This window comes from Bradyrhizobium australafricanum (assembly GCF_020329495.1).
Classification (GTDB): Bacteria; Pseudomonadota; Alphaproteobacteria; order Rhizobiales; family Xanthobacteraceae; genus Bradyrhizobium; species Bradyrhizobium australafricanum.
Genome location: NZ_JAGKJL010000003.1, coordinates 41,953 through 66,750, shown reverse-complemented (window position 1 = coordinate 66,750; position 24,798 = coordinate 41,953). Strand labels below are relative to the sequence as shown.

Below are 24,798 nucleotides of genomic sequence, written 5' to 3'. Positions count from 1 at the left end.
ATATGTCTGAATTGCCCGACGTGTCAAGTTGCTTGGTCGAACGCCGGCCACCGCCGGCTACTTTGCATGGGGTTGTTTTCGATATTTTGGCAGCGCTCCCGGCGACGGTCGCATAATCACTAGTCCAGAGAGCGGATTTCCGGCGGAACCTTAAGCAAGGAAAGCCCGTTGTCGCGGGATGTTGGGGGTAATCAACGCAAGGAATAGTCATGCGCATCCGCATCTCTACGGCGTCCGTCATCGTTGCGGCGCTCTCGCTCGGAACACCTGCCTGGGCGCAGGTACAGGGAACGCAACCGAAGGCGATGCCGCAGGCTCAATCTGACCAGCCCAATGCCATCCGGAGCATACAGGTCGTGGACATCAAGGAACTCAAGCCCGACGCCCGGTCGAAGGTCGAGGCTGTCGTCGCAAAGGCAAGCGAAGACGACCTGCGGAACCTTCGCGGTTCCATCGACGCGTCTGAAGAAGCGGTATCCGCGCTGAAGGCGAAGGGCCTCAGCTCGGCACAAGTTGTCGCGGTCAATCTCACCAACGGCATCCTGACGCTTTTCACCAAGACCGCCTGATCGCAACACGGCTCGGGGAACTTCCGCTCAACAAGAACAGCCCGCCGGTTCACGCCGGCGGGCCAACGACTGCGTCTCGGAGTAGCACGCCTCAGTTCACCGCCTTCGCCGCCGCACGTCCCGCGTTGCGGCCCGAGAACAGGCAGCCGCCGAGGAACGTGCCTTCCAGCGAGCGATAGCCGTGCACGCCGCCGCCGCCGAAGCCGGCGGCTTCGCCGGCCGCGTAGAGGCCGCGGATGATCTGGTGATCGTTGCCGAATACGCGCGAATCGAGATCGGTCTCGAAGCCGCCGAGCGTCTTGCGGGTGAGGATGTTGAGCTTCACCGCGATCAGCGGGCCGTGCTCGGGATCGAGGATGCGGTGCGGCTTGGCGGTGCGGATCAATTTGTCGCCGATATAGCGCCGCGCATTGTGCAGGTTCATCACCTGCGCATCCTTGACGTAGGGGTTGGTGATCTCGCGGTCGCGCGCCTCGACCTGCGCCTTGATGGCGTCGAGCTGCAACAGGTCGTTGCCTGCGAGCTTGTTCATGGCATCGACGAGTTCGGCGAGATTGTCGCGCACGATGAAGTCGGCGCCGTGCTGCTTGAACGCCTCCACCGGCGCCGGCGCGCCCTTGTTGGTGGCGCGCTTGATCGTCATGCGCCAGCTCTTGCCGGTGAGGTCGGGGTTCTGCTCGGAGCCGGACAGCGCGAACTCCTTCTTGATGATGCTCTGGGTCAGGATGAACCACGAATAATCGTAGCCGGTGCCCATGATGTAATGCAGTTGCCCGAGCGTGTCGGAGCCCGGGAACAGCGGCGCCGGCAGCCGCTTGCCCGTCGCGTCGAACCACAGCGACGACGGTCCCGGCAGGATCCGGATGCCGTGACGCGGCCAGATCGGGTTCCAGTTCCGGATGCCCTCGACATAGTGCCACATGCGGTCGCGGTTGATCAGCCGCCCGCCCGCCGCCTCGGTGATCCCGATCATGCGGCCGTCGACATGTTCGGGCACGCCGGAGATCATGAACTTGGGCGGCTCGCCGAGCCGCTTCGGCCAGTTCTGCCGCACCAGATCATGGTTGCCGCCGATGCCGCCGGACGCGACGATCACCGCTGGTGCACGGAAGGAAAAATCGCCGACGACGTTGCGCGAGGAACTCTTGCCGCGCTCGACTGAGCTCGGTTCCAGGATCGCGCCGCTGACGCCGTCGACCACACCGTTGGTGACACTGAGCGCATCGACGCGGTGGCGGAACTTGAATATCAGCCGTCCGCTTTTCGCGGCCTCGCGCGCGCGGCGCTCGAACGGCTCGACGATGCCGGGGCCGGTGCCCCAGGTGACGTGGAAGCGCGGCACCGAATTGCCATGGCCCATCGCGTCGTAACCGCCGCGCTCGGCCCAGCCGACCACCGGGAAGATGCGATGGCCCATCGCGCGCAGCCAATCGCGTTTCTCGCCCGCCGCGAATGCGACATAGGCCTCGGCCCATTTGCGCGGCCAGTAATCCTCCTCGCGATCGAAACCGGCGGTGCCCATCCAGTCCTGCAGCGCGAGCTCGACCGAATCCTTGATGCCGAGCCGGCGCTGCTCCGGCGAATCGACCAGGAACAGGCCGCCAAACGACCAGAAGGCCTGGCCGCCGATGCTTTGTTCCCCTTCCTGGTCGAGCACGATGACGCGCTTGCCTGCGTCGGCGATCTCGGTTGCGGCCACGAGACCGGCAAGCCCCGCGCCAATCACGATCACATCTGCATCGTCAGCCATGTTCAGGTCCCCCGTCCCGCCGAGATTCAAGACCGCCTCATTGCGTGCGGTCAACGCCAAATGGACCTTGCCTGTGGCGGCGAAGCACCAAGCATGTGCGCCGCGCTGTTCCAGTTTGGGACCTTTCCCCAGTCCCACTGCAGCGTGCGCGCAACACCCAATTTGAATTTGTTTTGACCGGCTTCGCTCGTCTGGACAAAAATCCGCGCGCGCAACACGCTCACGATTGTCTTGCATCACAGACCAAACAGATTCGGTTTCGACTGGGGCTGGCCAAAATGAAGTTGATGACGGGGTTGCTCGCTGCGGTTCTCCTGCTGGCGGGAATGGGGGTGTCTCAAGCCGTAGTCAGGATCGCCGACGATCGCGGCGGCAAGATCGGCGTCTATGTCGACAGGTATCAGGACCTGCGGACTTCGGGCGAGACGGTAATCATCGACGGGCTGTGTGCCTCGGCCTGCACGATCGTGCTCGGCAAGGTTCCTCACGACCGGATTTGCGTGACCTCGCACGCCAGCCTCGGCTTCCACGCAGCCTGGGACTACGGCGATAACGGCCGCCCGGTCCCCAATCCCGAAGCCACCCATATGCTGTACCTGATGTATCCGCCGGCGGTACGCAGATGGATTTCGGGGCGTGGTGGCCTGACCCGGCGCATGATCTTCCTGCGCGGCAAGCAACTGCAGGCGCTGTACAAGCCGTGCTACCTCAACGCCCAGGCCTCGGCGCCGAAGCCCGCGCACTAAGCTCAGGTTGCTTCTCTGTTTGACCTTTGTCGGCCATTGGCCTGGTCATACGCCGGGGGATGGACGAGCAGGCATCGGAATAGCTCGCCATCATTTGACGGCCTGCGGCCGCCATTGCGCTTGCTGCCTGCCGGAACCGGGCTTATCTCAACCTCATGGTTCAGCCGATCTCCACCCGATCCGAGCTTGTAACGGCTCCGCAGACCCGGGTGGCGTCTGCGATCCTGTGGGGCGCGGCCGGCATCGGCGGATTGGCCCTGCTTGCCGCCGCCGCGCTCTGGTTCCACTACGGGACCGCGGTGTTTTTCGAAATGATCACGGCCGGCATCTCCGCCTGCTTCTGACAAGGACGCTCTCGCATCATGCCCCGGACCACGCGCCCATTGGTGATCTTCGCTGCCTTCGCGGGCAGTCTGGCGGTCGGCCTGTTCCTCATGCTGTGGGCGATCGGCGGCTTGCGCACCGTTGCCGCGCCGGCCGCGATCGGCGGATCGTTCCAGCTCACCGACCAGTCGGGCCAGACCATTACCGACAAGAACCTTCAGGGCAAGCCGACCCTGATTTTCTTCGGATTCACCCATTGCCCGGACATCTGCCCGACCTCGCTGTTCGAGATCTCGGAGGTCCTGAAGGCGATGGGCAAGGACGCCGATCGCGTGAATGCCTATTTCGTCTCGGTCGATCCGGAACGCGACACCGCCACCGCGATGAAGGATTACCTGTCGAGCTTCGATCCGCACCTCAAGGGCTTGACCGGCGATCCCGCCGCGATCGCCAAGGTGCTGTCGAGCTATCGTGTCTACGCCAAGAAAGTGCCGCTGAAGGATGGCGACTACACGATGGACCACACCGCGCTGATCTATCTGATGGACCGCGACGGCCATTTCGTCGCGCCGTTCAATCTGAAACGGACGCCGGAAGAGGCGGCGGCCGATCTCAAACGGTATCTCTGATCGCCATTTCCGGTTCAGAATTAACCCAATCGGCGCTCGCTTCAGGCGCCGATTCGGCTATAAGCCGTTCAATTTCCTGAAATTGCCGGTTATGCCAGATCTGTCCGCCCAGCCCTTTGCCGTCCGTTCGCGCCAGCTTCGCCTGGCCGCGGGCATGCTGGCGGCTGCCTTGCTGCTGACCTTGGCGCACCCTGCAATTGCACAGACACCCCCCGCACAGGCGCCGGCAGCCAAGACGGCTCCTGCTCCGGCTCCGCCCACCAAGGCGGCCCCTGCGCAAACGGCGCCCGCAACACCACCGGCCGCCGCCGCCCCGCCGGCCCCGACCCTGCCGCCCAAGGCCGCCGCCGAGGCCGCGCCGCAGGCGGTGCCGGGTTTCTGGGACCCGCGGCGCCGGCCGGATCGCCCGGACCTGTCGCGCCTCACCGTGATCCGCTTCCTGACCGAGACCGACTATCCGCCGTTCAATTTCACCGGTCCCGACGGCAATCCGGCGGGCTTCAACGTCGACCTGGCGCGCGCGCTCTGCGACGAGATCAAGGTCACCTGCACCATCCAGATGCGCCGCTTCGAGACCCTGATCGATGCCCTGGCGACCAACCGGGGCGACGCCATCATCGCGTCGATGGCCGTGACGCCGCAGCTGCGCGCCAAGGTCGATTTCACCGATCCCTATTACCGCGCGCCGGCCCGCTTCGTGTCGCGCCGTGACAACGCGATGCCGGAAATCCGCCCGGAATATCTCGAGGGCAAGAAGGTCGGCGTCATCGCCGGGACCTCGCACGAGGCCTACCTCAAGGCGATGTTCACCGACGCCGAGATCCATTCCTATCCGGATAACGACACGCTGCGCGCGGCGCTGCGCCGCGGCGAGGTCGACTTCATCTTCGGCGATGCGATCTCGCTCGCGTTCTGGATCAACGGCACCGATTCCGCCGAATGCTGCGCCTTTGCCGGCGGCCCCTTTGTCGAGAGCCGTTATTTCGGCGAGGGCGTCGGCATCGCGGTGCGCAAGGGCAACGACCTGCTCCGGCAGTCGCTGAACTGGGCGCTGTTCCGGATCTGGGAAAAAGGCCGCTTCACCGATCTGTGGCTGCGCTATTTCTCGGTCAGCCCGTTCTGAGTTCGTCATTCCGGGTTCGATGCTGCGCATCGCCCCGGAATGACGACAAACTTCCCGTCGTTTTGCATTTTGCCGCGAAAGCGTTAGTTTTCGCCGCCTTTTTGGAGAGAACCTGAGGAATGTCCGTGATTGATCCTTCTGCCAGCCCGAGCGACCTGCGGGCGCTCGCCGAACAATCCAACGCCTGGCCGTTCGAGCAGGCGAAAGCGATTGTGGCGCGGCTGAAGAAAAATCCGAAGGACGAGGTGCTGTTCGAGACCGGTTACGGTCCGTCGGGCCTGCCGCATATCGGCACGTTCGGCGAGGTCGCGCGCACCACGATGGTGCGCCACGCCTTCCGCGTGCTCACCGAAGACAAGATCAAGACGCGCCTGCTCGCCTTCTCCGACGACATGGACGGCCTGCGCAAGGTGCCGGACAACGTGCCGAACAAGGAGCTGCTGGAGCAGCATCTCGGCAAGCCGCTGACCAAGGTGCCCGATCCGTTCGGCACCCATCCGAGCTTCGGCCAGCACAACAATGCGCGGCTGCGCGCCTTTCTCGACCAGTTCGGCTTCGACTACGAGTTCGCGAGCTCGACCGAGTACTACACCTCCGGCCGCTTCGACGCCGCGCTGCTGCGCATGCTGGAGCGGATCGAGAAGGTGATGGCGATCATGCTGCCGTCGCTGCGCGAGGAGCGTGCGGCGAGCTACTCGCCGTTCCTGCCGATCTGCCCGCGCACCGGCCTCGTGCTCTACGTGCCGGTGACGGCGCACGACGCCAAAGCCGGCACGATCTCCTACGAGGATCCCGATACCAAGGAGAGCGTCACGGTTCCCGTCACCGGCGGCCGCTGCAAGCTGCAATGGAAGCCGGACTGGGCGATGCGCTGGTACGCCCTCGGTGTCGACTATGAAATGGCCGGCAAGGACCTGATCGACTCGGTGAAGCTGTCGGGCAAGATCTGCTCGGCGCTCGGCGGCACGCCGCCGGAAGGTTTCAACTACGAACTGTTCCTCGACGAGAAGGGCCAGAAGATCTCGAAGTCGAAGGGCAACGGCCTGACGATCGACGAGTGGCTGCGTTATGCCTCGCCGGAATCGCTGTCGCTGTTCATGTATCGCGAGCCCAAGGCGGCGAAGCGGCTCTATTTCGACGTCATCCCGCGCAATGTCGACGACTACCAGCAATTCCTCGACGGCTTCACGCGGCAGGAAGCGCGGCAGCAGCTGCAGAATCCGGTCTGGCACATCCATTCCGGCATGCCGCCGCGGGCCGACATGCCGGTCACCTTCCAGCTGCTGCTGACGCTGGTGTCGTCGTCGAACGCGGAGAATGCCGAGACGCTGTGGGGTTTCATCGGCCGTTATCGTCCGGGCGTGACGCCGCAGACCCATCCGAAGTTAGATGCGATGGTCGGCTACGCCATCAACTACTATCGCGACTTCGTGGCGCCGACCAAGCAGTTCCGCGAGCCGACCGACGGAGAGCGCGCCGCGCTGCAGGATCTGCGCGATGCGCTCGCCAACATGCCGGCGGACGCGACCGCGGAAGACATCCAGAACGTGGTCTATGAGATCGGCCGCCGCGAGCCGTTCCTCGACATGGTCAAGAAGGGCAAGGACGGCCGTCCCGGCGTCTCGCTCGACTGGTTCAACATGCTCTACCAGGTGCTGCTCGGCCAGGAGAAGGGCCCGCGGTTCGGCTCCTTCGTCGCGGTCTACGGCGTGCAGAACGCGGTCAACATGATCGACGGCGCGCTGGCGCGGTCGTCGTAGGGATCGCGCCGCTCATCGCCGCTCGGCCTGCGCCGCGTCGCGCAGGCCGTCGCTGGTGGCGCGCAACAGCGTCAGCAGCAGGCCGTTGAGCGGCGTCGGCACGCCGTGCCGTTCGCCGGCCGCGACGATCGCGCCGGTGAGAGCGTCGGCTTCGAACGGGCGTCCCGCGACACGATCGAAATACATCGAGGTGCCGGCGTCCGGCGGATAGGTCAACAACGTCGCCAGCATCAGCTCGGCCTCGTCGGGCGCGAGCTGTGCGCCGTCGGCGCGGCCGACATTCGCGGCCTCCTCGAGGATGGCGCGGCACAACGCCTTGACGTCCGCGCGGCGGAACACCGCCTGCCGCTGCAAGGTGAGCGCGGTGATCGGGTTGGCGACCGCATTGAGCAGAAGCTTGCGCCACGCCAGCGTGGTAAAATCGGCGGAGCGCCGCACGCGCATCGCCGTGCCATCCAGCAGAGCTTCGAACGTCCGTCCGTCGGCGTCATCGGCAACCGCAAATTCGTGCTCGCCGGCGCGGCGGAAACGGACGCGATCCGGTGCCAGCCGCTCGCCGTTGTAATAGACGATGGTCGGCACGACCGTGGCGGCGCCGACCAATGGCGCCAGCCGCTCGGCGTGGCCGATGCCGTTCTGCAGCACCGCGACGCGCGTCCGCGGCCCGCACAGCCTTTGCAGCCAGGGCGCGCTCGATTCCGTGTCCTGCGCCTTGGTCGACAACAACACCCAGTCGACCGGCGTAGCCGCCGCCGGATCGGTGAGGGCGCGCAGCGGCACTTCCACCGTGCCTTCCGCCCGCTCGACCGTGAGCCGATCGAGCGGCCGCCGGACACAGGCGATCACGTCATGCTTGTCGACCGCGCGCAGCAAGCCGGTGATGATGCCGCCGATGCTGCCGAGGCCGACGATGGCGATGGTTTTGCGGTCGGATGGTCCTGTCATGGCGTAACTCTGGGCTTTGCGGAGTGTGTTGCGTTGGGTTGGAAAGTGCAGGCCGCTCATGTGGCTTTCCGCCGCAGCCAACGAAGCCGCCGATCCGCCGTCTTCGCAGCGCATCATCACATAATGACGCCAAGCCCGCAAAATTCGGATAGCAGGCCATCGGCAATTTCACCGGAGCCTGGCGCCGGATTGCGCTACACTCGCATCCATAAAATCAGCACGGCCTCCGCGGAGAGGCCGGCACAGACGGGAGCATGCGCATGCAGTTCAGGGTTTCGCCGACATCGCTGCAGGACAGTTCGAGCGCCGAGGAATGGCAGGCGCGGGTCGATCTCGCGGCGGCGCATCGGCTCGCCTACATCCACGGCTTTTCGGAAGGTATCTTCAACCATCTCACCTTGGTGGTGCCCGGCCGCACCGACCGCTACTACCAGATCCCGTTCGGCATGCACTGGTCGGAGGTGACAGCATCCTCCTTCATGGAGGTCGGCATCGACGATGCCGAGGTGAAGCGCGGCGAGGGTGAGGTCGAGCGCTCCTGCTATTGCATCCATGCGCCGATCCACAAGGCGCTGCCGCAGGCCAAGGCGGTGTTCCACACCCACATGCCCTATGCGAGCGCGCTGACGCGGCTCGAGGATCCGCGCATCAAGGAGATCGGCCAGACCGAGGTCGGGCTGTCGGAAGCGATCGCCTATGACGATCTCTACACCGGCCCCGCGCTCGATCCCGAGGAAGGCGCGCGGCTCGCCAGGGTGATCGGCAACAAGACCATCCTGTTCATGGCCAATCACGGCATCTCGACCGTCGGCGAGACGGTCGCCGATGCCTATGACCGGCTCTATTACATCGAGCGCGCCGCGCAGGTGCAGATCTACGCGATGTGGACGCAGCAGCCGCTCAAGCAATTGCCGCAGCATGTGGTGGAGAAGACCAAACGCGATTTCCGCGACGACCATCTCTACAACGGCCCGTCCCCGGCGCAGCGGCATTTCGATGCGCTGAAGCGGATGCTGGATCGCAAGGAGCCGGACTACGCGACGTAAGGCTGGCAGGGAGCGCGCCGCAACCTCCGCCGTCGTCCCGGCGAAAGCCGGGACCCATAACCACAGGGTCATGTTGTCGAAGCCAGCTGTGGCCCCAGCTCGCTCAAGCACAATGAGTGGTGGTTATGGGTCCCGGGTCGCGCTTCGCTTGCCCGGGACGACGCCGGCGTTTACCTGCCCAATCACTGGCTCGCCCACACCACGCGTGCGATCCACGCGACTTCCTCGACGTCGAGCATGCGGTCGGGGTGCTCCGGATTGAGCGATGCGAGTTCCAGCATCTTGGCGGTGCGGCGTCTCAATTCCTTCACCATCACCTCGCCGCCGGTCGTGCGCACCACCACGCGGTCGCCGCGGCGGATCGCGGTCGCGGGTGACACCACGATGATGTCACCTTCGCGATAGGCCGGCTTCATCGAGTCGCCCTCGATCTCCAGCGCATAGGCGTGTTCGTCTGATGTCGCCGGTAGCGCCACTTCGTCCCAGCCCTTGCCGGCGGGAAAGCCGCTGTCGTCGAAATAGCCGCCGGCTCCGGCCTGCGCGAAGCCGATCAGCGGCACCGACTGTCCGCCGCGCGCGCCATCGCCGAGCAACTGCACGAAGGTCTCCATGCTGGCATTGCTAGCGGCCAGCGCCTTGGAGAGCGATTCGGTCGAGGGCCAGCGCTCGCGCCCGTCGCCGGTCACGCGCTTGGATTTGTTGAAGGTGGTGGGGTCGAGTCCGGACTGCTTGGCAAGGCCCGACGGCGACAGGCCGGCGCGTTCGGCGAGCCGGTCGAGCGCGGCCCAGACCTGCGCGTGGGTCAGCGGTCGGGTGGCTTTGGGCTGTTTGGCCATCGAGGATATCCCGGATGGTAGGAATTATTGCCTGAAACTTGGCGTTTTCGCAAATCTGTCGGCCGATGTGTCCCGGCACCGCTTGAGTTGCGCCGCCGCCGCCGATACGGTCCCTCGCTCGCCAGATGGCGTCTGGGGCATTTCCCCTCAAATCCGGATAAAACCCCAAGAGACTCAAGGACAAAAGGGAAGGCCGGCCCGTGCCGATGATCTACAAAATCACCCCCGCTTCGGCCTGGCGCGAGGCTGAGCGGCAGGGCGTGTACCGGGGCAGTGCCGACGACAAACGCGACGGCTTCATCCATTTTTCCACCGCCTCCCAGGTGGCCGAGACCGCGCGCAAGCACTACCAGGGGCAAACTGGCCTGTTCCTGGTCGCGGTCGATGCCGATGCGCTGGGCGATGCCCTGCGCTGGGAGCGGTCGCGCAACGACGAGCTGTTCCCGCATCTCTATGGCGAGCTCGACCTCGGCGCGGTCATCGAGATCCTCGACCTGCGCGCGCGCTCCGACGGTGGCCACGACGTTCCGGAGCTCAAGCCGTGATCCGTGCCTTCGACGCCTTCTCGCTGCCGCTGCTGCGTTGGTTCGATCCCGAGGATGCCCATCGCATGGCGATCCAGGGCCTGAAGCTGCTGCCGCCGATCCGGCAGCGGCCGGATGATCCCAAGCTCGCGGTGCGCGCCTTCGGACTCAACTTTCCAAATCCGATCGGCATGGCGGCGGGCTTCGACAAGAGCGCGGAGGTGCCCGACGCGCTGCTGCGGCTCGGCTTCGGCTTTGTCGAGATCGGCTCGGTGACGCCGAAGCCGCAAGGCGGCAACCCGCGGCCGCGGCTGTTTCGCCTGGAGCGCGACGAGGCCGTCATCAACCGCATGGGCTTCAACAATGACGGTGCGGAGGCCGTGCTGCGGCGGCTCGCCGCGCGCGCCAGCGCCGGCGGCATCGTCGGGGTCAATGTCGGGGCCAACAAGGATTCGCCCGACCGCGCCGCCGATTATGTGAAGCTGATCGAGACGTTTGCGCCGGTCGCGAGCTATTTCACCGTCAATGTCTCCTCGCCGAACACGCCGGGCCTGCGCAATCTGCAGCAATCGGCGGCGCTCGACGATCTGCTGGCGCGGGTCATCGACACCCGTGAGCGCGTGCGCAAGAACGCCGGCGACTCGCCGGTGCTGCTCAAGATCGCGCCCGACCTCAGCCTCGCCGAGCTCGACGACGTCGTGCACATCGCCCGCTCGCGGCGCGTCGACGGCATGATCGTCGCCAACACCACGCTGGCGCGTCCCTCGACCTTGCGTGAGGAGAATCGCGCCAAGGAGCAGGGTGGCCTGTCGGGCCGTCCACTGTTCCGGCTGTCGACGCGGATGGTGGCCGAGACCTATGTCCGTGTCGAAGGCGCGTTTCCGCTGATCGGCGTCGGCGGCATCGACAGCGGCGGCGCCGCACTGACCAAGATCCGTGCCGGGGCCAGCCTGATCCAGCTCTATTCCTCGCTGGTCTACAAGGGCCTCGGCCTCGTCGACGACATCAAGCGCGATCTGTCCTCGACCCTGCTGCGCACCGGCCGCGACTCGCTGTCGGAAATCGTCGGTGCCGACGCCGCGACGATTACAGCCGAGGAGTGGCCGGTGAGGTAGGTGCGGGTAGCCCGGATGAAGCGAAATCCGGCTGCGCCCTAACCTCCCCTTGAAAAGGGGAGGTCGCTTTGCTCGCCAGAGCAAAGCGGGTGGGGATCAGCTCTCTCCATGAGCTGCGTCGCCTGTGGCTGACCCCCATCCCGACCTTCCCCCTTTCAGGGGGAAGGGGAAGAGAACTTCGTAGCCCGGATGAAGCGAAGCGAAATCCGGGACGGACTTCCCGCGGATGCAGACCCCGGATTTCGCTTCGCTGCATCCGGGCTACGGACTTACGCCGTCTTGAACGTCTTCCGCAGCAGCGCCGGATAGCGCAGGCCCTGCAGGCCGCCGCGCGCGACGTAGAAGCCGAGCAGCGCGATCCACAGGCCGGTGTTGCCGAACGAGCTGAGCGCCCACCAGGTGGCGAGGAAGATCGCAAGCGAGGCCAGCATCAGATTGCGCATCTCGCGCGCCCAGGTGGCGCCGACATAGATGCCGTCGAAGCCGAACGCGAACACGCCGGGCAGGGGTGCCAGGATCACGAACGGCAGGAACTCGCGCGCATAGCGGCGCACGTCGTCGCTGGTCGTCATCAGATTGATCAGCGCCGGTCCGAACAGCGCGAACAGCACCGACACCGCCAGCGCAAAGCCGATCCCCCACAGCAGCACCAGCCGGGTCGAATCGGAAAAGCCGCGTGGATCGCGCGCGCCGAATGCGCGGCCGCACAGCTGTTGGGCGGCATTGGCGAGACCGTCGAGGAAGAAGGCGCTGACCAGCAGGAAATTGTTCAGCACCGAATTCGCCGCCAGCGTCACGTCGCCTTCGCGCGCGCCCTTGGCGGTGAAAAACAGGAACACGACGATCAGCGCCGCGGTGCGGACCATGATGTCGCGATTGACCGCCAGCATGCGCATCAGCTTGGCGCGGTCGAACAGCGTCGCCGCGGGAACGGCGAAGCCGCCTTGCGAGATCTGCCACGCCACCACGATGCCGGCGGCGAAACCGGCGGTCTCGGCGAGCACGGCGGCGATCGCGGCACCGGCAATGCCGGCGCCGTAGACCTGCACCAGCAGCACGGTCGCGGCCATGTTGATCAAATTGATCACGATCTGCAGCGCCAGCGCCAGATTGGCGCGGGCCTGGCCGACCAGCCAGCCGAGGATGACGTAATTGGCGAGCGCCAGCGGCGCCGACCAGATCCGGATCATGAAATAGGCTTTGGCCGCGCGCGTGACGCCTTCGCTGCCGCCCATCAGCTGGAACGTGACCGCGGCGAGCGGCACCTGCAGCGCGATCAGCGCCGCGCCGATCAGGCCGGCGACGATGAAGCCGCGCACCAGGATGGCGGCATATTCCTTGATCTCGCCGGCGCCCTGCGCCTGTGCGGTGAAGGCCAGCGTGCTCATGCGCAGGAAGGCGAACAGCCAGAACAGGCAGTCGAAGATCACCGAGGCCATCGCCACGCCACCGAGCAGCGCGGCGTCATCGAGCCGGCCGATCGCGGTTGTCGAGACGATGCCGATCAGCGGCGTGGTCAGGTTGGCGACCATCGCGGGGCCGGCGATGGCGAATACCTGGCGCGTCGTGATTTTCGGGTGGATGGGTGCGTGCATGGCTACAATTGCGGGGAATATACGCTTCTATCGCGTCAATCGTCGCGCGGCCATGCCGGAATTGTTCTCAGAGCAATGCGATGGCGGAGGGGCAGCGGGCAAGGCATTGCATGCTCAGAGCACCACGACCATGCCGTCGCTCGCCGCCGTGTAGGGCAAATCGTCGATGCGGCCGAGCATGTCGTCGCTCATATGGGTCAGCACCACGCGCCTGGCGTTGATGGCGGGCAAATGCGCTTCCAGCGTCTTCAGGCTGAGATGGTTCTTGACCATTTTGTCGTACATGTAGGCTTCGGCGATGAAGAGATCGGCGTCCTGCGCCGCCGGGATCAGCGCGTCGGTCCATTCGGTGTCGGCGCTGTAGCTGATGATGCGGCCTTCCGCCCCGACGCGATAGGCGAGGAACGGCCCGCCGGATTCGCCATGCACGACAGGGTAGGGCGTCACGATCACCTCGCCAAAGCTGCGCGTTTCGCGCGGCGCCAGCGTAACGACGGATAGATCGAAGCGTTGTTTGGTTTTGGAGGAATGCTCGAACATCACCTCCATCACCGCAGGCAGTTTCGTTTCGATGCCTTCGGGCCCGGCGATCACCAGCGGCCGGGTGCGGCGGGAGAACTGCGCGTCGAGCAGGAAGAACGGCAGGCCGGCAAAATGGTCGCCGTGGAAATGCGTGATCAGGATCAGGTCGATCGCGTCGCGGTCGATCTCGAGCCGCTTCATCGCCGGCAGCGACGAGGCGCCGCAATCGATCAGGAAATTGCTGCGCGCGCCGCTGACGTGGAAACAGGTGTTGAAGCGGCCGCCGGAGCCGAATGCATCGCCGCAGCCGACAAATCGCAATTGCATCGGCTGCGAACTCCCTGAGATCAGCGGCCGCGCGGCGCGCCGAACAGCCGCGACAACAGCCAGATCGGAATCACGATGACGGCGCCGAGCAGGAAGTAGCGCCAGGCCCAGTTGATCGCGTCGAAGCCGAAATCCCAGATGCTCTGGAACAGCCTGCGGATGCTGTTGAGGATGTTCCATGGATCGAGGCCGATCGCGGCGAGCACGACACCGACCAGAATCGACAGCAGAATCAACCGGAACGCCACAGAGAGCGGCGATCCGCCGAGAAAGCGGTACAGGCCGTCACTCCGGCCGGCCGGCAAGTCCCGGATGTCGTTTGGCATTGCTGTCTCCAATAGCGTTTTCGCGCGAAGTGGGCACCGGTTCGCGTGAAGAAAACGCGTCAAAACAAAACCTAGACCTCGGTTCCGATTCCATCAGAACCGAGGTCTAACGGAATCGCCCGCATTATAGGTCACGGCGGTGCACATGGGAAACCCGCGCACCGCGATCAATGGCTGTCATGCGCGCTTGGGATTTAACTTCCTGTCATGGAGATTAACATCCGTTCAAGCGTCTCCAGCCGGTCGGCTTCGCGCGGCGGCTTGTCCCAGCGCAGGCGGCTGATCCGGGGGAAGCGCATTGCGACGCCGGACTTGTGACGCGGCGAGCGCTGCAAGCCCTCGAAGGCGACCTCCAGCACCAGCCCCTGATCCGGCTCATGCACGACATGCCGCACCGGGCCGAACTTCTCGGTGGTGTTGCGGCGGACGAAGCGGTCGATCTGCAACAGCTCCTCGTCGGTGAAGCCGAAATAGGCCTTGCCGACCGGCACCAGCTCGTCGCCATCATCGCCATGGGTCCAGACCCCGAACGTATAGTCGGAGTAATAGGACGAGCGCTTGCCGTGGCCGCGCTGGGCATACATCAGCACCGCGTCGATGATGTGCGGATCGCGCTTCCACTTCCACCACGGACCTTTCGGCCGTCCAGGCAGATAGGGCGCGTCGCGCCGCTTCAGCATCACGCCTTCGACCGCGTCGGCATCGTCGCCGGCGCCGGCGCTCTTGGGATCGGCACGCGCCGCGGCTAGCTCTTCCCAGCTCGCGAACGGGACGGTCGGCGACAGATCGATGCGCGGATCATTCAGCTTGGCGACGAAGGCTTCGAGATGCGCGCGGCGTTCGGTGAAGGGCAGCTCGCGCAGATCGTTCTCGTCGTCGCCGAGCAGGTCGTAGGCGCGCAGGTGGATCGGAAATTCCTTGATCAGCTTCGGCGAAACGACCTTGCGGTTCAGCCGCTGTTGCAACACGTTGAAGGTCTGCACGCGGCCGTCGCGCAGCACCAGTAACTCGCCGTCGATCGCGCCGGGCAGATACAGCGACGGCACGAGATCCGGAAAGCTGCCGGTGATATCCTCGCCGGTGCGCGAATAGAGCCGCGCCTGGACGTGGCCGCGCGCATCGCGGCCGGACACCGCCTGCACCCGGATGCCGTCCCATTTCCATTCCGCGCTGAAATCGGCGGCGTCGAGGTTGGCGAAATCGCCATCCTCGATCGCATGCGCCAGCATCACCGGGCGGAACGGCGCAGGGTCGCGGTTGACCGGTTTGTCTCCGCGGCCCTCGAGCCAGGCGAACAGCTCGAGATAGGGCGGCGACAAGCCCGGCCACAGCAGCTCGATCTCGTGCGGGTCTTTGTCGCCGAGCGCCGCCGCCGCGGTCTTCGCCAGCCGCGCCGAGATCCCGATCCGCATCGCGCCGGTGACGAGCTTCAAGAGCGCCCAGCGCCCGGTCTCGTCGAGCTCGTCCAGCCAGCGCGCCAGCTGCGCCGGCAGCTCGGCCTTGCCGAGCGTGCGCAATGTGGTGACGACGTCGGTGAGGGTTGGAGGAGGCGGGTTGTTGTGGCGGGCATCGGGCGGCAAGCTTTCTTCACCTCTCCCGCTTGCGGGGGAGGTCGGATCGTTCGGCTGCGCGTCAGCGCGGTCGGGCGATCCGGGTGGGGGCTGTTTCCGCTTGTTGAACGTATGGAGAGACCCCCACCCCGACCCTCCCCCGCAAGCGGGAGAGGGAGAAGATTTCGGCCACATCAGCGCGACCGTCTCCGAGAGGTCGCCGACGTAATCATAGGAGTAGCCAAACAGCACCGGGTCGGCGCGTTCGGTGATCAGGTCGCGGATCAGGCCGGGCTTGGCGTGCTTGAACGACAGCGCGCCGGTCAGCGCCGCCAGCGCGTAGCCGCGGTCGGGGTCCTCGGTCTCGCGGAAATAGGCGACCAGCAGCTTGATCTTGTTGTTGCGGCCGGGCTCGTAGGCGAGGCGGTCGAGCAGCTCGGCAAAACGGTTCATGTTTCCGCCTCGCCGGCGGGCTGGGCCTCGCCGGTCAGTGCGGCCGTCTCGCCTTCATCCTCGTCGCCATAGCCGACCAGGTCGAGCGGCCGCGCGGCAAGGCCCCTGGTCTTGCACCAATGCACCAGCGCATCTTCCTGGCCGTGGGTGACCCAGATCTCGCCGGCGCCAGTGGCGGCGATCGTCGCCGTCAGCCCGTCCCAATCGGCATGATCCGAGATCACCAGCGGCAGCTCGACACCGCCCTGGCGGGCCCGGGCGCGAACGCGCATCCAGCCCGAGGCGAATGCGGTGACTGGATCGGGAAAGCGACGCGTCCAGACATCGGATGTCGCGCTTGGCGGCGCCAGCGTAATGGTGCCGGCAAGCTCGGCCTTCTTCATGCCGCGAGCGGGCCGGAGCTCGCCGAGCGCAATGCCGCGCTCCTGATAGTAGTAAGTGATCTTCTCCACCGCGCCGTGCAGGTAGATCGGCGCGTCGTAACCGGCCTCGCGCAGCAGCGCGATCACGCGCTGCGCCTTGCCGAGCGAGTAGGCGCCGACCAGATGCGCGCGCTCCGGGAACAGTTTGACCGAGGCCAGCAGCTTGTTCACCTCGCCGGCGGCATCGCCATGGCGGAACACCGGCAATCCAAACGTCGCCTCTGATATGAAGACGTCGCAGGGCACCAGCTCGAACGGCGCGCAGGTCGGGTCGCGCGCATCCTTGTAGTCGCCGGAGGCGACGATGCGGGTGTCCTTGCAGGTGACCGATATCTGGGCGGAGCCCAGCACATGACCGGCGGGATGAAACGTCACCGTGACGTCGCCGAGCCTGATCTCCTCGCCATAGGCGATCGCCTGCACAGAGCCGGCGAAGTTCTCGCCGTAGCGCAGCCGCATCATGTCGAGCGTTTCCTGGGTCGCGAGCACAGCGCCGTGGCCCGCCCGCGCATGGTCGGAATGGCCATGGGTGATCAGTGCCCGCTCGACCGGCCTGACAGGATCGATGTGGAAGCCGCCGGGCTTGCAGCAAAGCCCGGCCGGGACGGGCATCAGGATGTCTTGCGGGCGCATCGCCCCTATATAGGCGCTCGACCCGCGATGTTTAGCCGGATCCGCGGGCTTGACCCGTGCATCCATCTCCGGAAAAAGTCCGTGCTTTGATGGATGGCCGGACCCGGCCGAGATTGGTTCCTTAAAGCGAATGGCCCCCCGCCTGTTTCTGTCCTCCGGCGACCTCGTCGCCGACCGCCGCTACGAGTTCGCGCGCGACCTGCAATTGAAGGGCGATCTGCCGGCCGCCGCCGAGCTGCTCGAACAGGCGATCGAGCTCGTGCCGAAATTCCCGTCGGCCTGGTACACGCTGGGCAAGATCCGCCTGGAGCTCGGTCAGCGCGAGGCCGCGATCGCAGCGTTCCGCGGCGCGCGCGACGCCGATCCCGAAGACCGTCATGGCGCCGGCCTTCGTCTGATGCAGCTCGGCGTCGAGGCCGTCAGCGCGATGCCGCCGGGCTATGTCCAGACGCTGTTCGATCAATATGCGCCGCGCTTCGAGGCCGCGCTGGTCGGCGATCTCGGCTATCGCGGCCCGGCACTGCTGTTCAAGGCGGTGCTGTCGGTGCGTGCGGGCGCAAAGAAACCGGCCTTCTTCAAGCGTGCGATCGATCTCGGCTGCGGCACCGGGCTGGCGGCCGGCGCATTCGCCCGGCATGTCGATCGCTTCATCGGCATCGACCTGTCGCCGCGCATGATCGACAAGGCGCGCGCCACCGGCCTCTATGCCGAGCTCGAGGTCGACGACATGTTGAAGGCCATTTCGGCCAAGCGCGAGGCCAGCGCCGAATTGATCCTGGCCGCGGATGCAATGGTCTATGTCGCCGATCTCGCGCCGGTGCTCGCCGAGGCCAGCCGTGTGCTGGTGGCGGGCGGCGTGCTCGCCTTCACGGCCGAGACCCATGACGGCGAAGGCGTCATCATCGGCGAGGGACTGCGCTACGCCCACAGTGCAGCTTACGTGCGCGACTCCGTCGCTGCCGCGGGACTGACGCTGGCCCAGCTCGACGATCTCTCGGCGCGCAATGAAGACAATATTCCGGCACCCGGACTCGTCGCCGTGGCCGTGAAGCGGTGACGCACCCTCTCCCCTTGTGGGAGAGGGGCGCTTCGCGCAGCGAAGCTGGGTGAGGGGTCTGCCTCCGCGGATAGAGCCCCCTCATCCGGCTCGCATCTTCGATGCGAGCCACCTTCTCCCACAAGGGGAGAAGGGAAGAGTCATTCACGTTACGCACCCAAACTTGAGTCTACACGCTACGCATTTGCCGTGACGCGGCATTGCGCCGCAAAATCATGACTTCGCGCTTGCCCGGCGCAGGGCGGAATGCGAGAGCTTTTCGCCTCAGGGAGAGAAATAATGAAAAAGCATACACGGCGCGAGTTCGGCGCCACCGCATTGTCTGTGATCGCCGCGTCCGTGCTGCCCGCGCCTTTCGTCCGGGCCGCCGACAAGAAGTACGATCCGGGTGCGAGCGACACCGAGATCAAGCTCGGCCAGACCGTGCCGCATTCCGGCCCCGGCTCGCTCTATGGTGTGCTCGGCCGCGTCGGCGAAGCCTATTTCCAGATGCTGAACGACAAGGGCGGCATCAACGGCCGCAAGGTGAAATTCCTCACCATGGACGACGCCTACAGCGCGCCGAAATGCGTCGAGGCGACGCGCCGCCTGGTCGAGCAGGAGGAGGTGCTGGCGCTGTATGGCTCGCTCGGCACCGCGCCGCAGACCTCCGTGCATAAATACCTCAATTCCAAGGGCGTTCCCCAACTGCTGTTGAACACCGGCGCCTCGAAGTGGAACGACCCGAAGAATTTCAAATGGACCATGGCGGGCCTGCCGCTCTATCCGACCGAGGCACGCGTTCTCGCCAAGCACGTCGTCAGCGTGAAGCCGAACGCCAAGGTCGGCATCCTCTACCAGAACGATGATTTCGGCCGCGACTTCCTCGGGCCGTTCAAGAAGGTGCTGGCCGATGCCGGCGGCAAGGCACAGGTGATCATGGAGCAGACCTATGATCTGACCGATCCGACGGTCGATTCGCAGCTCATCAATCTCTCGAAGTCGGGCGCCGACGTCTTCTACAACATCACCACCGGCAAGGCGACGTCGCAGTCGATCCGCAAGGTGACCGAGCTCGGCTGGAAGCCGCTGCAATTGCTGTCGGCGGGCTCGACCGGTCGCTCGATCCTGAGCGCCGCTGGCCTCGAGAACGCCAAGGACATCGTCGCGATCCGCTACAACAAGGAAGTCGGCGTGCCGCGCTACGAGAAGGATCCGGACGTGATCGCGTTCGAGGAGCTGCGCAAGAAGTACCTGCCGAACATCGACCCCGACAACACCATCGCCTTCGCCGGTTACGGCCAGGCGGCGACGATGGGCGAAATCCTGCGCCGCTGCGGCGACGATCTGACCCGCGCCAACGTGCTAAAGCACGCCACGACGCTCGCCGGTTTCCACTCGCCCTATTTCCTTGACGGCATCAATTACAGCTACACGCCCGACGACTACACGCCGATGAAGACGCTCTATGTCTCGATCTTCAACGGCAAGGATTGGGACCTCTCCGGCCAGCCGATGACGGAGTAGTTGGGTAAGCCTCGCTCTCTCGTCCCCCTCGCCCCGCTCTTGCGGGGAGAGGGCGGGGTGAGGGGCTTCCCTCCGCGAGGCGGTGTGTGTCGAAAGACCTGTACCCCCTCACCCGGATCGCATCTGGCGATGCGACATAGCCGAAGCTTCGCTTCGGCGTTTCTTTGAACGGCCGCCAAGGGCGGCCTATGCCTCTCCCCGCAGGCGGGGCGAGGTGACTTCCAGGCGCTTCGCAGCGCACGGAGCGCGCTGGTAGTCCTGCCACCTGCCGCCATTTCCGCTCCGCCCTCGACGAAGCCGCCTGAACCACCTACCTCTTGGGCGTGTCGACGCTCGATCTCTTCTCCGTTCCGCCGTCGGAAACGGCCGATCTCCTGCCGCGCCGGTTTCGCGACTGGTTTGCTTCACGCGGCTGGTCGCCGCGCGAGCATCAGCTCGCGCTGCTGGCGAAGGCGCGCGAGCAACGCTCCGCGCTGCTGATCGCACCCACCGGAGCGGGCAAGACGCTGGCGGGGTTCTTGCCGACACTGGTCGAATTGGCGGGCGAGCCGGGCGGCTCCAAACTGTCGCGGCAAACGAGCGAAGGCGCCATCGCGGCCGATCCAAGGCCGAAAGTCGTCTCCACCGGCCGCGGTGTTCGCCGCAGCGACGGGCTGCACACGCTGTACATCTCGCCGCTGAAGGCGCTCGCGGTCGATATCGCGCGCAATCTGGAGACGCCGGTCGCCGAGATGGGGCTGCCGATCAGGATCGAGACCCGCACCGGCGACACGCCGGTGTCGCGGCGGCAGCGGCAGCGGCGCTATCCGCCGGACATCCTGCTCACCACGCCGGAGCAGCTGGCGCTGCTGCTGGCATCCGACGACGCGCCGTTCCTGTTCTCTTCGCTGAAGCGCATCGTGCTCGACGAGCTGCATGCGCTCGTCACCTCCAAGCGCGGCGATCTGCTGTCGCTCGGACTTGCGCGGCTCTGGACCATCGCGCCGCAGATCCGCGCCATTGGTCTGTCGGCGACGGTCGCCGAGCCGGAGCAGCTCGCGCGTTTCCTGGTGCCGCAGCCCGGGGGCCAGAATGCGTCCGCCGACGTCGTCACCGCCGGCGGCGCGGCGCCGCCGGTCGTCGAGATGCTCGACACCAGGGAGCGGCTGCCGTGGTCCGGCCACAGCGCGCGCCACGCGCTGCCCGAGGTCTACGAGCTGATCAAGCGCAACAAGACCACGCTGGTGTTCGTCAACACCCGCAGCCAGGCCGAGATGCTGTTCCAGGATCTCTGGCGCATGAATGACGATGGCCTTGCGATCGCGCTGCATCACGGCTCGCTCGACGTCGCGCAGCGCCGCAAGGTCGAGGACGCGATGGCCGCTGGAAAACTGCGCGGCGTGGTCTGCACCTCCTCGCTCGATCTCGGCGTCGATTGGGGCGATGTCGACCTCGTCATCAATATCGGTGCGCCGAAAGGATCGTCGCGGCTGATGCAGCGGATCGGCCGCGCCAACCACCGCTTCGACGAGGCCTCGCGCGCCGTGCTGGTGCCGGCCAACCGCTTCGAGGTGCTGGAATGCCGTGTCGCGATCGACGCGATCGCCGAGAATGCGCAGGACACGCCGCCGCTGCGCTCGGGCGCGCTCGACGTACTGGCCCAGCACGTGCTGGGCTGCGCCTGCGGCAAGCCGTTCCTGTCCGATGAGCTCTATGATGAGGTCAGGACCGCCGCGCCCTATGCATCGCTCGCACGCACCGATTTCGACGATGTCGTCGATTTCGTCGCCACCGGCGGCTACGCGCTAAAGACCTATGAGCGTTTCGCGCGCATCAAGCAGGACAAGCAGGGCCGCTGGCGCGTCACCAATCCGAAGGTGCGGCAGAGCTATCGCCTCAACGTCGGCACCATCGTCGAGGAGACCATGCTGAAGGTGCGGCTGGTGCGCTCGCGCGCCGGCGGCCAAGGAAAAAGTAGCGGATCGACTGGCGCGATCGCCCGCGGCGGCCGGATGCTCGGGGAGATCGAGGAGGTCTTCATCGAGGGCCTCGTGCCCGGCGACACTTTTGTCTTTGGCGGTGAGGTGGTGCGCTACGAGGCCTTGGTTGAAGACCAGGTCTATGTCTCCCGTGCCAATGATAAAGATGCGAAAGTGCCGTCCTATATGGGCGGCAAGTTTCCGCTGTCGACCTATCTTGCCGAACGCGTCCGCAAGCTGCTGGACAACAGCCGCGCCTGGAACGGATTGCCGGATCAGGTGCACGACTGGCTGTCGCTGCAGCGGAAATTCTCGCGTGTGCCGGCGGTGCGCGAGCTCTTGATCGAGACCTTTCCGCGCGGCGGCAGCCATTATCTGGTGTGCTATCCCTTCGAGGGCCGGCTCGCGCATCAGACGCTCGGCATGCTGCTGACGCGCCGGCTGGAGCGCGCCCGCGCCCGTCCGCTCGGCTTCGTCGCCAACGAGTATGCGCTTGCGGTCTGGGGCGTCGGCGATCTCTCCTTCATGATCCGGCACGGCAAGCTCGATCTCAATGCGCTGTTCGATCCCGACATGCTCGGCGATGACCTCGAAGCGTGGCTTGCGGAATCCGCGCTGATGAAGCGGACCTTCCGCAACTGCGCCATCATCTCCGGGCTGATCGCGCGCCGCTTCACCGACGAGGAGAAGTCGCGCCGCCAGGTGCTGTTCTCGACCGACCTGATCTATGACGTTTTGCGAAAACATCAGGCCGATCACGTGCTGCTGCGTGCCGCGCGCGGCGATGCCGCCACGGGGCTGCTCGATCTTCGCCGCCTCAGCGACATGCTTTCGCGCATCCACGGCCGAATCACCCACAAGGATCTCGACCACGTTTCTCCGCTTGCCGTCCCCGCGCTGCTGGAAATCGGCCGCGAGTCAGTTTATGGCGAAGCATCCGACGAGCTTCTGGCCGAGGCGGCCGAGGAACTCGTGCGGGAGGCGACGACGTAACGCTGGTACTCTGGGGAACAGGACGTGACGGCAAGCGCGCTAGCTTTGCGAGACGGTGACGACATGCGCGTTTCGAGGGTCACGGTGGCAGATGTCGGCTTCGTGGCGGATTTCTCCGGCGCGCTGTTCTGGGAACAGCAGAGCCTGCTCGTGGTCTCCGACCTGCATCTGGAAAAAGGCTCGAGCTTCGCCAGCCGCGGCGTGCTGCTGCCGCCCTACGACACGGTCGCGACACTGGGCCGGCTCGCTGCTGTCATCGCGCGGCACGATCCGCGGCAGGTGATCGCGCTCGGCGACAGCTTTCACGATCGCGATGCGCATGAACGCCTGTCCAATCCGGACCGCGAGGCGCTCGCGGCGTTGCAGCTGCGGCGCAACTGGATCTGGATCTCGGGCAATCACGATCCGGCGCTGCCGTCCGATCTCGGCGGCGTGGTCGCGACCGAAGTCGCGATCGGTCCGATCGTGTTCCGCCATGAGCCGACCGGCGCCGCCGGCGAGATCGCCGGACACCTGCACCCCAAGGCGCGGGTGCCGACCCGCGGCCGCTCGATCGAGCGCCGCTGCTTCGCCTGTGACGGCGAGCGCGCGGTGATGCCGGCGTTCGGCGCCTACACCGGCGGCCTGAGCATCCGCGATGGCGCGTTCACACGGATCTTCGGATCGCCCGGCTTCATGGCCCATGTGCTCGGCGACAACCGCGTCCACGCGTTCGTCGCGTCGCGGTGTTATTGAGGGGCGCGTACCACACACTCGGTGTCGTCCCGGGCAAGCCAACGGGTCGGCGCGAAGCGCCGCCCGATGACAGGCTCCGCGCGACCCGGGACCCATAACCACCACTGTTCGAGATTGCGCAAAGCTGTGGCCCCAGCGCGGCATCACAACTGCATGCGGTGGTTATGCGTCCCTGCTTTCGCACTAGGGCATTTACACATCTCTTCGAGGCTAGAAAACCGACTCATCATCAAGGGGTTAGCTACTAGGCGAGAGCCGAAATCGGCGGGCGCAACCCTAGTGCAGATGAGTAAGTTCTCTGCGGTTTTCGGCCAACTCTTTGAGAAGACTCCGGAAAGACTGCGGAGGATATGTATATACGCTAGTGCTTTCGCAGGGACGACAGCAGAGATTGTTGCGCGACCTCGCCCTAAGCCGCCTTCGCCTGCACGCTTTCGCAATACTCCGCGAGCCTGTCCGCCAGCCGGAGTGTCGCCGGGCTGGCTTCGGGCGCGGCGACGAGGGCGACCTCGGTGCGGTCGATCGGCGTAAAGCCGTCCTTTGCGGTCAGCACGCGATGCTCCGCCTGGATCGACATTTCCGACAGGATGCTGAGCCCGAGGCCCGCGGCGACCGCGGCCTGGATGCCGGCGAGGCTGGAGGAGGTGTAGGCCATGTGCCAGTTGCGGCCGGCGCTCTCCAGCGCATGGATGGCGCGGGCGCGGTAGAGACAGCCCGAGGCGAAACCGATCAGCGGAACCGAGCCGGCCGTCGTATTGCGCGGGTGGCTCTTGCTGGTGACCCAGTGCACGCGTTCCGGCCACACCGCGATGCCGCCCTTCTCATTGGCGGCGCGCTTGATCAGCGCGAGATCGAGATCGCCGCATTCGAGATCACGGTACAGGAACAGGCTCTGGCCGGAGCGCACGTCGAGCCGCAGATTCGGATGGCTGCGCGCAAAGGTCGCGAGCAGCTTTGTTAGCCGATAGGCGGCAAAATCCTCGGTGATGCCGATCCGGATCGCGCCTTCGCTGCCGGGGCGCGAGAGCACGTCGCGGGCCTCTTCGGCGAGCGACAATAGCCGCCGCGCATAGGTCAACAGCCGCTCGCCGGCTTCCGTCGGGGTGACGTCCTTGCCGCTACGGATCAATAGCGGCTGGCCGACATCCTCCTCCAGGCGCTTGATCTGCTGGCTCACCGTCGACTGCGTGCGGTGGACGCGCTCTCCGGCGCGGGTGAAGCCGCCGGCATCGACCACCGAGACGAAACTGCGCAACAGCTCCAGGTCGAGCATCGCAGCCTCCATTTGTAAATCCACTGCACGCCATTCTATCATTTAATTTCCAAATATCAAGGCGCGGGCCTAGATCATGGC

22 protein-coding genes are annotated in these 24,798 nt (G+C 65.6%); 13 read left to right on the top strand and 9 right to left on the bottom strand.

What is annotated here, in order from left to right:
* The first annotated feature begins 209 nt into the window (after positions 1-209).
* On the top strand, positions 210-569 hold the full coding sequence (locus tag J6525_RS03785) for a hypothetical protein (protein ID WP_057016166.1): 360 nt from the start codon (positions 210-212) through the stop codon (positions 567-569).
* Positions 570-660: 91 nt separating this feature from the next.
* On the opposite strand, the gene J6525_RS03780 is transcribed toward J6525_RS03785, so the two are convergent.
* Positions 661-2,319 carry an FAD-binding dehydrogenase gene (locus J6525_RS03780; RefSeq protein WP_225642160.1) on the bottom strand — a complete coding sequence of 553 codons (1,659 nt, stop codon included), beginning with the start codon at positions 2,317-2,319 and terminating at the stop codon, positions 661-663.
* Between the two features lie 278 nt (positions 2,320-2,597).
* Here J6525_RS03780 and J6525_RS03775 point away from each other — a divergent pair, with 278 nt between their 5' ends.
* From J6525_RS03775 to J6525_RS03755, 5 genes are all read left to right on the top strand, one after another.
* Positions 2,598-3,065 (top strand): hypothetical protein, encoded by a 468-nt coding sequence (locus J6525_RS03775; protein WP_057016040.1) that lies wholly within the window; start codon positions 2,598-2,600, stop codon positions 3,063-3,065.
* Positions 3,066-3,274: 209 nt separating this feature from the next.
* The gene (locus tag J6525_RS03770) at positions 3,275-3,409 is read left to right on the top strand and encodes a hypothetical protein (RefSeq protein WP_276486903.1); all 135 of its coding nucleotides are present in this window, start codon (positions 3,275-3,277) and stop codon (positions 3,407-3,409) included.
* An 18-nt stretch (positions 3,410-3,427) separates the two neighbouring features.
* Positions 3,428-4,018 (top strand): SCO family protein, encoded by a 591-nt coding sequence (locus J6525_RS03765; protein WP_225642158.1) that lies wholly within the window; start codon positions 3,428-3,430, stop codon positions 4,016-4,018.
* 91 nt (positions 4,019-4,109) lie between these two features.
* Positions 4,110-5,141 carry an ABC transporter substrate-binding protein gene (locus tag J6525_RS03760; RefSeq protein WP_225642156.1) on the top strand — a complete coding sequence of 344 codons (1,032 nt, stop codon included), beginning with the start codon at positions 4,110-4,112 and terminating at the stop codon, positions 5,139-5,141.
* 119 nt (positions 5,142-5,260) lie between these two features.
* The gene (locus tag J6525_RS03755; protein ID WP_225642154.1) at positions 5,261-6,901 is read left to right on the top strand and encodes a lysine--tRNA ligase; all 1,641 of its coding nucleotides are present in this window, start codon (positions 5,261-5,263) and stop codon (positions 6,899-6,901) included.
* 12 nt (positions 6,902-6,913) lie between these two features.
* On the opposite strand, the gene J6525_RS03750 is transcribed toward J6525_RS03755, so the two are convergent.
* Entirely contained in the window at positions 6,914-7,846 is a 933-nt protein-coding gene (locus J6525_RS03750; protein ID WP_225642152.1) for a 2-dehydropantoate 2-reductase, read from the bottom strand.
* 260 nt (positions 7,847-8,106) lie between these two features.
* On the opposite strand from J6525_RS03750, the gene J6525_RS03745 reads away from it, so the two are divergent.
* Entirely contained in the window at positions 8,107-8,892 is a 786-nt protein-coding gene (locus J6525_RS03745) for a class II aldolase/adducin family protein (RefSeq protein WP_225642150.1), read from the top strand.
* A gap of 182 nt (positions 8,893-9,074) precedes the next feature.
* On the opposite strand, the gene J6525_RS03740 is transcribed toward J6525_RS03745, so the two are convergent.
* Positions 9,075-9,728 (bottom strand): S24 family peptidase, encoded by a 654-nt coding sequence (locus J6525_RS03740; RefSeq protein WP_076832408.1) that lies wholly within the window; start codon positions 9,726-9,728, stop codon positions 9,075-9,077.
* A gap of 200 nt (positions 9,729-9,928) precedes the next feature.
* On the opposite strand from J6525_RS03740, the gene J6525_RS03735 reads away from it, so the two are divergent.
* Both J6525_RS03735 and J6525_RS03730 read left to right on the top strand, forming a co-directional pair.
* On the top strand, positions 9,929-10,273 hold the full coding sequence (locus tag J6525_RS03735; protein WP_199805200.1) for a DUF952 domain-containing protein: 345 nt from the start codon (positions 9,929-9,931) through the stop codon (positions 10,271-10,273).
* Entirely contained in the window at positions 10,270-11,367 is a 1,098-nt protein-coding gene (locus J6525_RS03730; RefSeq protein WP_225642147.1) for a quinone-dependent dihydroorotate dehydrogenase, read from the top strand. Before J6525_RS03735 ends, J6525_RS03730 begins: the two co-directional genes overlap by 4 nt.
* 269 nt (positions 11,368-11,636) lie before the next feature.
* Here J6525_RS03730 and J6525_RS03725 read toward each other — a convergent pair whose 3' ends face one another.
* The 5 genes from J6525_RS03725 to J6525_RS03705 all read right to left on the bottom strand — a co-directional run bounded on the left by J6525_RS03725 (position 11,637) and on the right by J6525_RS03705 (position 17,195).
* Complete coding sequence (locus J6525_RS03725; RefSeq protein ID WP_225642145.1) at positions 11,637-12,962, bottom strand: MATE family efflux transporter; 1,326 nt, start codon at positions 12,960-12,962, stop codon at positions 11,637-11,639.
* 114 nt (positions 12,963-13,076) lie between these two features.
* Positions 13,077-13,811, bottom strand: a complete 735-nt coding sequence (locus J6525_RS03720; protein ID WP_225642143.1) for an MBL fold metallo-hydrolase — start codon at positions 13,809-13,811, stop codon at positions 13,077-13,079.
* 20 nt (positions 13,812-13,831) lie between these two features.
* Positions 13,832-14,137, bottom strand: a complete 306-nt coding sequence (locus tag J6525_RS03715) for a DUF6460 domain-containing protein (RefSeq protein WP_028334595.1) — start codon at positions 14,135-14,137, stop codon at positions 13,832-13,834.
* Positions 14,138-14,331: 194 nt separating this feature from the next.
* Positions 14,332-16,140: a cisplatin damage response ATP-dependent DNA ligase gene (locus J6525_RS03710; protein ID WP_225642141.1), complete on the bottom strand. Its 1,809-nt coding sequence runs from the start codon at positions 16,138-16,140 to the stop codon at positions 14,332-14,334.
* Positions 16,137-17,195, bottom strand: coding sequence for a ligase-associated DNA damage response exonuclease (locus tag J6525_RS03705; protein ID WP_225642139.1), 1,059 nt, complete (start codon positions 17,193-17,195; stop codon positions 16,137-16,139). The genes J6525_RS03710 and J6525_RS03705 overlap by 4 nt, the downstream gene beginning before the upstream one ends.
* A 130-nt stretch (positions 17,196-17,325) precedes the next feature.
* Here J6525_RS03705 and J6525_RS03700 point away from each other — a divergent pair, with 130 nt between their 5' ends.
* The 4 genes from J6525_RS03700 (at position 17,326) to pdeM (ending at position 23,444) form a co-directional block, all read left to right on the top strand.
* Positions 17,326-18,252, top strand: coding sequence for a class I SAM-dependent DNA methyltransferase (locus J6525_RS03700; protein WP_225642137.1), 927 nt, complete (start codon positions 17,326-17,328; stop codon positions 18,250-18,252).
* A 279-nt stretch (positions 18,253-18,531) separates the two neighbouring features.
* The gene (locus J6525_RS03695) at positions 18,532-19,758 is read left to right on the top strand and encodes an ABC transporter substrate-binding protein (RefSeq protein ID WP_076832391.1); all 1,227 of its coding nucleotides are present in this window, start codon (positions 18,532-18,534) and stop codon (positions 19,756-19,758) included.
* A gap of 323 nt (positions 19,759-20,081) precedes the next feature.
* A complete protein-coding gene (locus J6525_RS03690; protein ID WP_225642581.1) occupies positions 20,082-22,709 on the top strand; it encodes a ligase-associated DNA damage response DEXH box helicase in 2,628 nt (875 codons plus the stop codon).
* A gap of 63 nt (positions 22,710-22,772) precedes the next feature.
* Entirely contained in the window at positions 22,773-23,444 is a 672-nt protein-coding gene (gene pdeM / locus J6525_RS03685; protein WP_176937110.1) for a ligase-associated DNA damage response endonuclease PdeM, read from the top strand.
* Between the two features lie 409 nt (positions 23,445-23,853).
* Here the strand turns inward: pdeM and J6525_RS03680 are convergent, their stop codons facing one another.
* On the bottom strand, positions 23,854-24,717 hold the full coding sequence (locus J6525_RS03680; protein WP_225642136.1) for a LysR family transcriptional regulator: 864 nt from the start codon (positions 24,715-24,717) through the stop codon (positions 23,854-23,856).
* Positions 24,718-24,798: the final 81 nt, after the last annotated feature.